This window comes from Pelatocladus sp., from assembly GCF_059505505.1.
In genome coordinates, this window is the sequence record NZ_JCACKS010000237.1 from 24,606 (window position 1) to 37,398 (window position 12,793).

At 41.0% G+C, this 12,793-nt stretch carries 16 protein-coding genes; 7 read left to right on the plus strand and 9 right to left on the minus strand.

Annotation, left to right across the window (positions count from 1 at the left end; genetic code table 11):
* Positions 1–136: 136 nt before the first annotated feature.
* A complete protein-coding gene (gene rlmD, locus AC5JMK_RS23440; RefSeq protein WP_096674931.1) occupies positions 137–1,498 on the plus strand; it encodes a 23S rRNA (uracil(1939)-C(5))-methyltransferase RlmD in 1,362 nt (453 codons plus the stop codon).
* Between the two features lie 495 nt (positions 1,499–1,993).
* Positions 1,994–2,449, plus strand: a complete 456-nt coding sequence (locus tag AC5JMK_RS23445; protein ID WP_096674932.1) for an ATP-binding protein — start codon at positions 1,994–1,996, stop codon at positions 2,447–2,449.
* 65 nt (positions 2,450–2,514) lie between these two features.
* Here AC5JMK_RS23445 and AC5JMK_RS23450 read toward each other — a convergent pair whose 3' ends face one another.
* On the minus strand, positions 2,515–2,793 hold the full coding sequence (locus tag AC5JMK_RS23450) for a DUF6439 family protein (RefSeq protein ID WP_096674933.1): 279 nt from the start codon (positions 2,791–2,793) through the stop codon (positions 2,515–2,517).
* A gap of 44 nt (positions 2,794–2,837) precedes the next feature.
* Here AC5JMK_RS23450 and AC5JMK_RS23455 point away from each other — a divergent pair, with 44 nt between their 5' ends.
* Positions 2,838–3,206, plus strand: coding sequence for a sll0565 family protein (locus AC5JMK_RS23455; protein ID WP_096674934.1), 369 nt, complete (start codon positions 2,838–2,840; stop codon positions 3,204–3,206).
* Between the two features lie 113 nt (positions 3,207–3,319).
* Entirely contained in the window at positions 3,320–4,711 is a 1,392-nt protein-coding gene (gene asnS, locus AC5JMK_RS23460; protein WP_495911147.1) for an asparagine--tRNA ligase, read from the plus strand.
* Positions 4,712–4,892: 181 nt separating this feature from the next.
* Here the strand turns inward: asnS and AC5JMK_RS23465 are convergent, their stop codons facing one another.
* The 4 genes from AC5JMK_RS23465 to AC5JMK_RS23480 form a co-directional block, all read right to left on the minus strand.
* Positions 4,893–5,123: a glycosyltransferase gene (locus AC5JMK_RS23465; protein WP_495911148.1), complete on the minus strand. Its 231-nt coding sequence runs from the start codon at positions 5,121–5,123 to the stop codon at positions 4,893–4,895.
* Positions 5,124–5,125: 2 nt separating this feature from the next.
* Positions 5,126–5,479 carry a glycosyltransferase gene (locus AC5JMK_RS23470; RefSeq protein WP_495911149.1) on the minus strand — a complete coding sequence of 118 codons (354 nt, stop codon included), beginning with the start codon at positions 5,477–5,479 and terminating at the stop codon, positions 5,126–5,128.
* 22 nt (positions 5,480–5,501) lie between these two features.
* The gene (locus AC5JMK_RS23475; protein WP_016863382.1) at positions 5,502–6,179 is read right to left on the minus strand and encodes a response regulator transcription factor; all 678 of its coding nucleotides are present in this window, start codon (positions 6,177–6,179) and stop codon (positions 5,502–5,504) included.
* A 282-nt stretch (positions 6,180–6,461) separates the two neighbouring features.
* On the minus strand, positions 6,462–6,983 hold the full coding sequence (locus AC5JMK_RS23480) for a (2Fe-2S) ferredoxin domain-containing protein (RefSeq protein WP_096674936.1): 522 nt from the start codon (positions 6,981–6,983) through the stop codon (positions 6,462–6,464).
* Between the two features lie 276 nt (positions 6,984–7,259).
* Here AC5JMK_RS23480 and groES point away from each other — a divergent pair, with 276 nt between their 5' ends.
* The 3 genes from groES (at position 7,260) to AC5JMK_RS23495 (ending at position 9,976) form a co-directional block, all read left to right on the plus strand.
* On the plus strand, positions 7,260–7,571 hold the full coding sequence (gene groES, locus AC5JMK_RS23485) for a co-chaperone GroES (RefSeq protein ID WP_016863380.1): 312 nt from the start codon (positions 7,260–7,262) through the stop codon (positions 7,569–7,571).
* 104 nt (positions 7,572–7,675) lie between these two features.
* Positions 7,676–9,313, plus strand: coding sequence for a chaperonin GroEL (gene groL / locus AC5JMK_RS23490; protein ID WP_096674937.1), 1,638 nt, complete (start codon positions 7,676–7,678; stop codon positions 9,311–9,313).
* 147 nt (positions 9,314–9,460) lie between these two features.
* On the plus strand, positions 9,461–9,976 hold the full coding sequence (locus AC5JMK_RS23495; protein WP_096674938.1) for a DUF4351 domain-containing protein: 516 nt from the start codon (positions 9,461–9,463) through the stop codon (positions 9,974–9,976).
* A gap of 11 nt (positions 9,977–9,987) precedes the next feature.
* On the opposite strand, the gene AC5JMK_RS23500 is transcribed toward AC5JMK_RS23495, so the two are convergent.
* The 4 genes from AC5JMK_RS23500 to AC5JMK_RS23515 all read right to left on the minus strand — a co-directional run bounded on the left by AC5JMK_RS23500 (position 9,988) and on the right by AC5JMK_RS23515 (position 12,261).
* Positions 9,988–10,218 (minus strand): type II toxin-antitoxin system HicB family antitoxin, encoded by a 231-nt coding sequence (locus AC5JMK_RS23500; protein ID WP_096674939.1) that lies wholly within the window; start codon positions 10,216–10,218, stop codon positions 9,988–9,990.
* Positions 10,219–10,450: 232 nt separating this feature from the next.
* The gene (locus tag AC5JMK_RS23505; RefSeq protein WP_096674940.1) at positions 10,451–11,002 is read right to left on the minus strand and encodes an NYN domain-containing protein; all 552 of its coding nucleotides are present in this window, start codon (positions 11,000–11,002) and stop codon (positions 10,451–10,453) included.
* A 297-nt stretch (positions 11,003–11,299) separates the two neighbouring features.
* Positions 11,300–11,971, minus strand: a complete 672-nt coding sequence (locus tag AC5JMK_RS23510; RefSeq protein ID WP_096674941.1) for an ABC transporter ATP-binding protein — start codon at positions 11,969–11,971, stop codon at positions 11,300–11,302.
* Between the two features lie 17 nt (positions 11,972–11,988).
* Positions 11,989–12,261: a UPF0367 protein family gene (locus AC5JMK_RS23515; protein ID WP_096674942.1), complete on the minus strand. Its 273-nt coding sequence runs from the start codon at positions 12,259–12,261 to the stop codon at positions 11,989–11,991.
* Positions 12,262–12,793: the final 532 nt, after the last annotated feature.

The window sequence follows — 12,793 nt, forward strand, 5'->3', positions numbered from 1 at the left end:
GCTAGTTTAACGAGTCTTGTGTCCACAAGTGAAGGGGGATTGGGGATTAGGAATCGGGGATTAGGAATCGGGGATTGGGTATGGTTAACAATAACCAACTACCAACCAGCAATAATTGACTAATGACAAAGGACTAATGACCAATACTTTTTGGAAACAAGGTGAATTAATAGAAATTAACATTACAGACACAACTGATACAGGCGATGGAGTGGGACGATCGCACCAATGGGTGGTGTTTGTACCAGATACTGTACCAGGCGATCGCGCTCTTGTCCGTCTAGTACATGTCAAATCTACTCATGCTTATGCCAAGCTGCAACAAATATTACAACCCTCTATCTACCGGATTCGACCAAGTTGCATTGTGGCTGATAAATGTGGTGGTTGTCAGTGGCAACATATAGATTATGAATATCAGCTAGAAGCAAAACGCAATCAAGTTATCCAAGCCCTAGAACGTATTGGTGGTTTTGTGGAACCACCTGTAGATAGAGTTTTAAGAGCTGTTTCTTTTTTAGGTTATCGCAATAAAGCCACCTATCCTATGGGTGTATCTGCAACTGGAAATGTCCAAACAGGCTACTACCAAAAAGGTAGCCATCAATTGATTAATTTAAATCAATGTCCAGTACAAGATCCACGATTAAATTCTTTATTGGCAGAAATTAAACAAGATATTCAAGAGCGAGATTGGCCAATTTACAACGAACAACATCACAGAGGAATAATCCGTCATCTTGGTTTACGCATCGGTCGTCGCACAGGAGAAATATTATTGACTTTAGTAGTCAAAGATTGGAATTTACCAGATATCGAAGAGCAAGCACAGGAATGGTTAAATCGCTATCCTACTTTAGTAGGGGTTTGTTTAAACCACAACCCTAAACGCACAAATACTATTTTTGGATATAAAACTCGTTGTATTGCTGGTATTGCTTACTTGCGAGAAGAATTTGCAGGTTTAGAATTTCGCATACGTCCAGACACATTTTTCCAGGTTTCTACGGAGACAGCAGAAAGTTTATTACAGATTATTCAATCAGAACTGCACTTACAAGGAACTGAGGTGCTGCTTGATGCTTATTGTGGTATCGGTACTTTAACTTTGCCATTAGCAAAACAAGTTCGCCAAGCAATTGGGTTGGAAATACAACCAGAGGCGGTAGAACAGGCTCTTAACAATGCTGAATACAATCAAATTACTAATGTCACTTTTGTGACAGGTGCAGTGGAAAAATTACTGCCACAATTAGAAATTAAACCAGATATTGTTTTGCTAGATCCACCACGTAAAGGATGCGATCGCCAAGTTATAGAAACTTTACTAGAATTTCAACCAGAACGTATCGTTTATGTCAGTTGTAAAGCCGCAACCCTGGCACGTGATTTGAAATTATTTTGCGAAAAGGGTGTATATACACTTACACGTGTACAACCAGCAGATTTTTTCTCTCAAACCGCTCATGTAGAAACAGCAGCTTTTCTTGTGCGATAGCTATTGTTGCACAGGCGCTATGAATCCATTCAAATATATCTATGCATCGCAGCATTTCAGTTGAGTTAAACATATATTAAGTCTTTTAAAAAAACTCAAATCGAAATTTTGTAGTCTAGCGGATAGTAAAAATGCTAGACTTGAATTAAGCTAAGAATATAGTTCTAATTGTGCAAAAATATAGAAGCCGCATGGGCTATTCTCAAATATGAATTGGGTCGTCTAAACTAAAGTTCGGCAGGTGAAAGAGTATATATATACTCTTTTATGTATGCACAGCACTTTTTGAATTGCTAACTGCTTGGGCAGGTTTACTTAAGCCGTTTTATGTGAGACAGCCCAAAATCATTAGGAGAGCCAATGCTCCCTAGCATTTTCAAAATTTAGTTCCAAAGACGTTAGGTTTGAAGGCAACACGACCACCTCACAATTTATCAGGGTGCCTGTGACAGCAAACTGATGTCTAGCTAACTCTGAAGCTGCGGGGTTTCTCTTGTGATCACCATTTCACTCCGTCCAGTAGGACGTTGTTGGGGTACTATTAGTTTTGCCTCAACTCTATACCTCTGTCCAATATTAGATTTACTTCTGGCAGAAATTCCCACGCCAATGCAAGCCGAATTACGACTAGGACTTCAAGAAGCTCTAGTCAATGCGGCTAAACATGGCAATAATCTTGATCCTAGTAAAAAGGTAGTAGTACGTTTTTCCTTAATAGATAATAAATATTGGTGGATCATCTCAGACCAAGGGGGAGGTTTCATTCCTTCTTGTAATTGTGATATAGATCCAACAGAGTATCTACCACCAGATGAGTCAGAAAACGGTCGTGGTTTATCGATTTTGCATCTTATTTTTGACGAAGTAGAGTGGAACACCAAAGGTACTGAGTTAAGACTTTGTAAGCAATTAGAGCAAGCTCGACCGCGTATACCATTATTGCGGAATTAGAGATTTGGTAATAGGTGATTAGTAATTGGTAACAGGAAAACCAATTACCAATTACCCATTACTAATTACCCTTTTCCGTGTGTAGGACAAGGTGGTGCAGAAATAGAGCGATCTAACCAACCTGTCGCTTGTTCTAACCTTGTTAAAGCTTCTTCTGGTTCTTCCTTAAGGAGGAAGACAAGAGCTGCTGCTAGTTGTTCACTAGCACGAGCTTTACGGTTAGACTTGAGGCGATGCCAATCATTAGGAGAAATACTCAATCTCTCCATGAGAGCTTGAGCTAATTCTAGAGTAGTAAATTCATTCAGTTGACTGTTTTTAAGCGGCTGTGTAGATTGAGACATACACTCCAAGGTATTGTCGCATTTACCTTTACTCTACTACTTTAATGAAGCAGCCTCAAAAACCGTCAGAACCACCACAAGAGGATAATCAAAAACTTGATTTTGAACAAGAACTCTTAGAAGTCGAGCGATCGCTTGTGGGTTTAAAAGAACGCCATCAACAGGTGCTACGCGATCGCCGTCAACAAAAACAATTACAATATAAACTTTATAAACTCAGTCAAGATAAAAAACCGACACCAGAAATAGAAGCTGAGTTACGACAAATTCAACAGCAGTTGGAAGTATTAGAAGTCTGCTTAGAGAGTCAGCTGTTTTCGTGGCGCAGTTTTAGAGAACCTTTTTGGCAAGCGATACGCTTTGGTGGATTAGGCGTTATCATAGGTTGGATATTAAAGTCTTGTGCTGGGTAGAGATCGGGGATCGGGGATTGGGGATTTATTTAAGAGCTAAATCTTTTAAATTAAAATTTAGAGTCTACAATTCTAAAAATGTCAAACTCTAGATTTTATGCTCGGATACAAACATGCCAAATCAAAGAATTGTAGAAATATTACGAAATGGTCAGCCTGATGATTCACTAGAAATTAAAGGCTGGGTGCGTACTAAACGTGAATTAAAAGGTTTTACTTTTATAGAAGTAAATGATGGTTCATTTCTGGCTAACTTGCAAGTGGTAATTAATCAAGATTTGCCAGATTATGAAAATATCTTAAAAAAATTAAATACAGGTGCTTCTGTGGAAGTGGGTGGAGTGTTAGTTGCTTCTCCCGCTAAAGGACAGCGTGTAGAATTAAAAGCAGATAGTGTCAAAGTTTACGGAGAAGCTGATCCCGAAACTTATCCTCTGCAAAAGAAACGCCATTCCTTTGAGTTTTTACGAACAATTGGACATTTGCGATCGCGTACTAATTCTTTTGGTGCGGTTTTCCGTGTTCGTAATGCTTGTGCTACAGCTATTCACCAATTCTTTCAAGAACGCGGTTTTATGTGGGTACATACTCCTATTATTACCGCTAGCGATTGTGAAGGTGCAGGAGAGCTTTTTAGTGTCACGAGTTTAGATTTAAAAAATATTCCCCGCACAGAAAATCAAACTGTAGATTATACTAAAGACTTCTTTTCTAGACCAACATACTTAACAGTTAGCGGTCAATTAGAAGCCGAAATCATGGCGATGGCGTTTAGTAACGTCTACACTTTTGGTCCCACATTTCGTGCTGAAAATTCCAACACTTCCCGTCACTTAGCAGAATTTTGGATGGTTGAGCCAGAAATGGCTTTTTGTGATATTCACGGGGATATGGATTTAGCTGAGGAATTCCTCAAATATATTTTTAAATATGTGCTGGAAAAATGCCCAGAAGACATAGAATTTTTTAACCAGCGTATTGATAATACTGTGTTAGCGATCGCAGATAATATTATCAACAGTCAATTTGAACGTATCACCTATACAGAAGCCATCAAATTTTTAGAAAAAGCCGATGTGCAGTTTGATTATCCTGTTAGTTGGGGTTTAGATTTACAATCAGAACACGAACGTTATCTTTGTGAACAATTATTCAAAAAACCAGTAATTGTAACTGATTATCCAACCCAAATTAAAGCCTTTTATATGCGCTTAAACGATGATGAAAAAACCGTCGCTGCAATGGATATTCTCGCACCAAAAATAGGTGAAATTGTCGGCGGTTCCCAACGGGAAGAACGTTTAGAAGTTTTAGAAAGGCGGGTACTCGCGCAAGGAATGAAACCAGAAGATTTGTGGTGGTATCTGGATTTGCGCCGTTATGGTACTGTTCCTCACGCTGGTTTTGGATTAGGTTTTGAAAGACTGGTGCAATTTATGACGGGGATGGGGAATATTCGTGATGTGATTCCTTTCCCACGTACACCAGAGAGTGCGGAGTTTTAGTTATTAGCTTGGAGCTAAATATTAGGATGCTTTTAGTGGTGTGATAAGACCAAATGGTAGATTAAGAATAGGTTGATTTGGCGTCAAGAAAACCAACTTATCCTTATGATGTTGGGTTGAATTTATGAGACCCAACCTACAAAATTTGTTGCATCATCTTTAAGTTAAATTTTGAAATATTTTAGACTCTAAGCTGTTTCTCAATTGCATTACAAGCTAGGCTAACACCATCTTCTGCTTGTACAATGCGTCCGATATTTGCTGCATTTGCTGCATACTTGGGATTCCCCAACAATTCATTTAACTCCTTTGCAATTCGTGCTGCTGAATATTGCTTACGGTGAATCGTAACAGAAGTTCCTAATCGTTTGGCCCGTGCTGCATTGTCGGGTTGGTCATGGCTGTAGGGCATAATTACATAATTAGAGTTGGGCGAGCTGCGCGCAACGCCTGAGCTGTGGTTCCAATACCGCCCTGATGTGCGATCGCACAAGCGTGAGGAAAAATCTGAGAATACGGCGCGTAGTTGACCGCAATCACATCTGCTGAAAGATTTTCTGGAGGCAGATTTTTACCAATTAACAAAACAGCACGACGGTTTAACTGTTTTGCAGCTTGGATGCTTTCTTGGTAGAAATTACCAGCGTCCATTACGGCGGCTGATCCCAGGGTGAAGACGATTGGCGGATCACCTACCTCTAAAAACTTTTTAAGTGCTGGAGTTTGAGTTATGAGTTTGAATTCGTTACAAATCAACTCATAACTCAACACTCATATATTAGAGCTTGCTCTATGCCATTTGATTTTCAATCGCCCACCGTGCTAATTCAGTACGATTGTGGAGATTGGTTTTGCCCAACATGTTGGACACATGGCTTTCCACTGTACGCTGACTAACATTTAGTTCTTCAGCAATTTCGCGGTTAGCTAAACCCCTAGCGACAAACTGAACAACTTTCAATTCGGTTGGGGTTAACTGCACATCAAAGGGAACTTGAATACGCGAACCGTTGTCTCCTCCTTTGGCTTGATGTTCTTTCCAGCGAATGGTTTGCTTGAGAGACGATTCTACCTGCGCTACCAATTCTTCTGGTTCAAAGGGCTTGACCATGTATACATCAGCACCTTTATTTAGTCCTTTAACCCGGTCTGCGCTTTGTCCCTTTGCTGATAGAAATAGAACAGGAATCCAACTAGTGCGTTCGTTTTGTCGGACTTGTTCAACAAAGGTATATCCGTCCATTTCGGGCATCATCACGTCGCAGATGATCATATCTGGAACATCCTGCTCTAAAATTTCCAAAGCTTCTCGACCATTTTCTGCGGTGATGACTTCATATCCCCGGAATTCCAAGTAGTCCTTCACCAGCAAGATGAGGTTAGGGTCATCATCAATGAGTAGAAGTCGTTTGTAATCTTTCATGCTGGGTTCTTTCATAGCAGTGGCACTTGTCGCGCGTAGATCCATAGGGGCCTTGTATAGCGATCCTTTTTGGTGGATGATTGTGATGTTGTGCTTTTTCCTACTTAACTTGCCTTTGTTGAGTAAATATCTCAAAATAGAAACTTACTTTCCTTGAAACTACTTCATCATCAATGGCAAAAGTCCAGTAAGGATACGTAGAGCAGTAGTATTTATAATGCGTTATTATATATCGGTTTTAAAGGAGCGGACAAAAAAACTTCAATAGAATAATAATCCTCATAGATTATCAAACTTCACTCGTTCCAAGATGCTCCTAGTAAACACTTAACCCGCACTTTTGTAACTGACCGCTTCACTATATCCCTTAGATGTTAAGCTTCGATTCAGCTTCTGTTCAGCAACTACAGAGGTTTCTGACAGAGGATGAACTAAAAAAGCATATTCTTCCACAACATTATTTCCAATTAAATGTTCCTGGATAATCCGCTCGATGACTTCCGGGGTTGCTTGGCGATACCAGACACCATCCGGGTAAACCACCATTATCGGCCCAGAGCAACAAACTCGCAAGCAATTAGCTTTGGTTCGGAACATGCAACCAGGACGATCTTGTTTAGCAACATCCAACCCCAGCTCCTTCAGCCGCTTTTTTAAGTATTCCCATGCTTCTAGACTGGCTTGCTTGGAACAACATTTAGGCAGTGTTTGATCAGCACAGATAAAAACATGTCGCTGAATCTTTGTTAGTCCTAAAGTTTCTACAGATTTATTTAGGGCTTTATTTTCAGGTGATAGAGTTGCTTTCTGTATTTTATGGCTGAACTGGATCACTATCTTGTTACCCATCTCACGCTTTCTGATTTCTGTTCTATAACAAATTCCAAGCTTTGCAAATAAAGTTGACTATATATAACTATTCGTTACTTGAATTGGGGATTGGGGATTAGGGATTGGGGATTGGGGATTGGAATAAATTCTCCCTTGTCCTCCTTGTCCTCTTGTCCCCGATCCCCAATCCTCAAAAGTTCGGGAACCCGTACAACCTGAAATATTGCCATTGCATACAGTCGTTCGCTAAATTAGCACTCAGGAGTTGAGAGTGCTAACTCTGGAGAAATTCGTATGGCAGCTGTATCTCTAAGCGTTTCTACTGTAAAACCTTTGGGCGATCGCGTATTTGTAAAAGTGAGCGCCTCTGAAGAAAAGACCGCCGGTGGTCTGTATTTACCCGACACCGCCAAAGAAAAACCCCAAGTTGGGGAAGTTGTTGCGGTTGGTGACGGCAAAATTAAAGATGATGGTTCTCGTCAAGCATTGGATGTGAAAGTAGGGGATAAAGTTCTCTACTCCAAATATGCTGGGACTGATATCAAACTAGGAACCGACGAATACGTACTACTTTCTGAAAAAGACATTTTAGCAATTGTTTCTTAGTGATTGGTCATTGGTCATTGGTCATTGGTTGATTACAAATGACAAATGGCAACAGACAGAAGACAAATGACAAACAACGAATGACAAAGGACTACTAGGAAATTATGGCAAAGCGCATTATCTACAACGAAAACGCTCGTCGCGCCCTAGAAAGGGGTATGGATATCCTGGCTGAGGCTGTGGCTGTCACCCTCGGTCCCAAAGGTCGTAACGTAGTACTAGAGAAAAAATTTGGCGCACCCCAAATCATTAATGATGGTGTGACCATTGCTAAAGAAATTGAATTAGAAGACCACGTAGAAAACACTGGCGTTTCTTTGATTCGCCAAGCTGCTTCTAAAACTAACGATGCTGCTGGTGATGGAACCACCACTGCTACCGTTTTAGCCCACGCAATGGTTAAGGAAGGCTTGCGTAACGTAGCAGCTGGTGCAAATGCCATTCTGTTGAAGCGTGGTATTGATAAAGCTATCAACTTCTTGGTAGAAAAAATTAAAGAACACGCTCGTCCTGTTGAAGATTCCAAGGCGATCGCTCAAGTTGGTGCAATCTCTGCTGGTAACGACGAAGAAGTCGGTCAGATGATTGCCGAAGCTATGGACAAAGTTGGTAAGGAAGGCGTAATTTCCCTAGAAGAAGGGAAATCTATGACCACCGAATTGGAAATCACCGAAGGGATGCGCTTTGACAAAGGTTACATCTCTCCCTACTTTGCCACCGATCCTGAGCGGATGGAAGCGATTTTCGATGAGCCTTTCTTGTTGCTCACCGACAAGAAAATTGCTTTGGTACAAGACCTCGTACCTGTACTTGAACAAGTAGCTCGTGCTGGTCGTCCTTTGATCATTATCGCCGAAGACATCGAGAAAGAAGCTTTGGCAACCTTGGTTGTGAACCGCCTACGTGGTGTACTCAACGTAGCTGCTGTGAAGGCTCCTGGTTTTGGCGATCGCCGCAAAGCTATGCTGGAAGATATCGCCATCCTCACTGGTGGTCAGCTGATTACCGAAGATGCTGGTCTGAAGCTAGAAAGCACCAAGTTGGATGCTCTGGGTAAAGCTCGCCGCATCACCATCACCAAAGATAACACCACCATCGTTGCTGAAGGTAACGAGCAAGCTGTGAAAGCTCGTTGCGAACAGATTCGTCGTCAAATGGACGAAACCGAATCTTCCTACGACAAAGAAAAATTGCAAGAGCGTTTGGCTAAATTGTCCGGTGGTGTAGCAGTCGTGAAAGTTGGCGCTGCTACAGAAACCGAAATGAAAGACAAGAAGCTACGTTTAGAAGACGCTATCAACGCTACCAAAGCTGCGGTAGAAGAAGGTATCGTTCCTGGTGGTGGTACAACCCTGGCTCACCTCAGCCCTCAGTTGGAAGAGTGGGCAAATGGTAATCTCAAAGATGAAGAGTTGACTGGTGCGCTGATTGTTGCTCGTGCTTTGGCTGCTCCTCTGAAGCGGATTGCTGAAAACGCTGGTCAAAATGGTGCTGTCATCGCTGAACGAGTCAAAGAGAAAGAATTTAACGTTGGCTTTAACGCAGCTACCAATGAATTCGTTGATCTGTTGGCTGCTGGTATCGTTGACCCTGCGAAAGTGACCCGTTCTGCACTCCAAAACGCAGCTTCGATCGCTGGTATGGTGTTGACAACAGAGTGTATCGTTGTTGACAAGCCTGAGCCTAAAGATAATGCACCTGCTGGTGCTGGTGCTGGTATGGGCGGCGACTTCGATTACTAAAATTCTGTAGTTACCTAAATTAAAAAACAGCTGCTTTCGTTGTGGAGGCGGCTGTTTTTTATAAACAACTTTAAGTTAAAAGTTAAAAGTTAAATTATTTATCAAGGTAATTTAATTATTATTGTGGAGTGAGGACAAACAAAAAATTTGAGTTACGACAACGCTTGTAAGTATTTAGCCGAACAGTACCCAATTGAATTTGTACGCTGGTTACTTGGTGTAGAACCACAGCATATCGAGGTACTGAAAACGGAACTAACTCTAGAACCAATTCGTGCTGATTCTGTTACCTTTCTGCAAGCAGAAAATCAAATTTTACATCTTGAAATTCCTGATAGAGAAAAAAAACAAAATATTGCAGGTTGTATCGAAATTTTGGCAGGTTTGCGATTTGAAAAAGATTTGATTCGTAATTTCTTACGGGAGGACATTATGCGAGAATCTGTGATTTATCAAGATATTTTACAGAAAGGAAGAAAGCAAGGGGAAGAAAGTTTGATATTACGTCAGCTTCATCGGCGTTTTGGTGAGATTGATTCATCTTTAATTGAAAGGCTTCGGGGATTATCTGCTGAACAGTTGGAGAACTTGGGAGAGGCGCTATTAGATTTTTCTAATGTTGCGGATTTGATAGCTTATTTGGAGCAGTTGGAGAGGAGTTAAAGCTTAAATTACTACTGTCCCACAACCAAAGGATAGTTAAACTGGTCAGCTATTGGTTGTAAATCATCTGACTCTTGATTGTGAGATTGTGCTTCTAGTAATTTACGTGCTACATCACGAGCAATTTCTAAAATTTCAGCAACTGTGCGTCCTTGAGCAACTAAACCTTGAATTTCATCTGATGTTGCTAGATAAACCCCTTCTGGTAGTTTTTCGATGTGTAGGTTAACTATTCTTTCCATGGTTTTATGCAGCTTGGCAGAAAGAGCATTTTTAGTAAAACTAGGGTTATAAGGGCTGATATAGTCAAATCCTCCCTTTCTTAAATAGTAGATTTAAATAGAGCGATCGCACTCCAAATCTATTTTCGTATCCTCTACACTTCTCAATGACAACCCACCCTGAATCTACACCCTTACATACTTTCAACCCCCCGTCAGACAGATGCTTTAGGCTTGAGCTGATGTTGATTATCTACTTCAATCCCATTCGCAGTTCAGCTAGACGCTGCCTTGCTTTAGCATCAATAGAGTTAGCTAGGAATCTACCATTAGATTTTTTCCGTGGTTGATACCTTTGCCGCACCCGACAAACTGTGGCTTGTACTTCATAACATAACTGCTGTGCTGATAACCATTCTGCCCCATACCCCTGTACCATCAGTTGTTGAACACGGTCTGATGTGGCAACAATCACGCGGGAAATTAAAGATTGAGCTATGGAAGGACGCAGAGACGCACAGGCTTTTTCTATATATGTGTCTGCTGTTTGACCGAAGTCGGTATAATAGACAGATAAAAGGTCTGTAACGACTTCTTTGTTACTACTAGTATTTTGATATTGGGCATCAAACACTATTTGTGTCTCATAGCCTTGAAATGCGCTGTAATCTGTCAAAGCTTCTACTAATTCCCAGCGCGCCGCTTCTAATCCAGCTTGGTCACGGGTTCTTTTCAGACAAGACCAAGTGCCTATAATGTTGTAGCCGTCCACCAAAAAAACGGCTTGGGGTAAGGAACGGGACATGGTTTTGAATCACAATTATCTAGAGTTAACAAAATTCATTCATAACTTTTATAGTAATTCAATCATCCCTTGTAACACTATGTTACAGTTTCAAAAAACGTAATAGCTTTACAAAAAAGGGATTGGGGAAGGTAGGGGTCCCCTCTGGGGAACTCGGGGTCCCCACTCCCCCCAAGGGAGTGGGGATTAGGGGCGAAGGGGTAATGGGGATTGGGGAAGAGACTTGTTAAATAATTCCCCCCACACTCCCCACACTCCCCACACTCCCCACACTCCCTACTCCCTGCTCCTTTGTCCCTAATCTGTGTCTAACTGCATCAGACGCTGTTTGAGGCGTTGAGCTTCTCCTTTGTCTATTAAGAAGCCTTGTTCTAGCAAAAAAGCGCCGTCACAATAATTTAATTCATCTAAGCGATGAGTAACCCATAGGGCTGTGATACCCCTAGTTTTGACCAATTTGCGGACACTAGCCACTAATTCTAGTTGACTATCTGGATCGAGTAAGGCAGTGGGTTCATCTAGTAGTAAGACTGCACAGTGACGAGCCAAAGCACCAGCGATCGCTACTCGCTGTTTTTGTCCTCCACTCAAAGCATAGATGGGACGTCGTTGCAGTCCTAACAAATTTACTGCTGCTAATGCTTCCTCGACTCTGATTCTGATGGCAGGTAATGGTAATTTTTCTTCCACTAGCCCAAAAGCGATATCAGCACCAACAGTAGGCATTACTAATTGATGATCAGGATTTTGGAAAACAAAACCCACTGGATGCAAAATCCCAATTTCACCAGATTGGGGTGCTAGTAACCCCGCTAGCAGTCTGAGCAATGTTGATTTTCCACTCCCATTTGTACCCAAGAGCATCCAAAATTCTCCCTTGGGTACTTCAATAGAGCAAGATTTAATTGCTTTGTCTCCAGAAGGCCAGCTGAAGTTTAAGTCTTTTACCTTAATACCTAGTTCCGCCATTGTTTAAGTCATCTATATTATTCAGATGCAAGGGCGAAGAAACCAGGTGGTCTACCACTAGCGGTGGCTGCACCGTCTTTCTGTATTACCTGTACTCCAGAAATTTCAATAGCACGTACAGCAATTTTTTTCTCTGTTTTACCTTCACACTTGAGTTCTACAATCTCAGGCTTTCCAGAACTCATTGCTGCCAAAATTAGCTGATAAACAGCTTCTGCATCCTCAGCTGTCTTACGCTGTACCGAAATGGGGAAGGGAGTGTTTTTTACGGTCAAATCAATGGTGAACATTTAGCTTTAATTAATTTAACTTTAGGTCTAATTCTAGCGTTAAGGAAACAAACCCAAAGGAACAAGACAGTCACAATGAAACAAGTTTCACCACCAATTATGAAAATACAACTCCTCCTACACCTCTAAACCCCTACACCCCCACACTCATTTTCTAGCTAAAAGAGGGCAGCAAATTAAAGATATAGATATGTTTATGTTCATCTATCTATGGTTGAGATTTTTGTATTTATAACCAGAAATATAAATTTAATTGTGATTTTGATTTAATATTTTTATTGACAAAGATTAAGTTAAGTTAAAAAAAACCTAGAAAAATTAGCGAAGAACACTTAATATGATTAGAGAGAGTAAAAATTTGTAAACTAGATTGACAACCTAGTTTACACTCTGTATTTGATCAGCCAAAAATTGGCAGTCTATAATACAGACAGAAAGTTAAAAACCTGTACTTATAAAGTTTGGAGATTTTTTCTAATGACCATCGCAATTGGACGTAGTACTACCAGAGGGTGGTTTGACGTTCTCGACG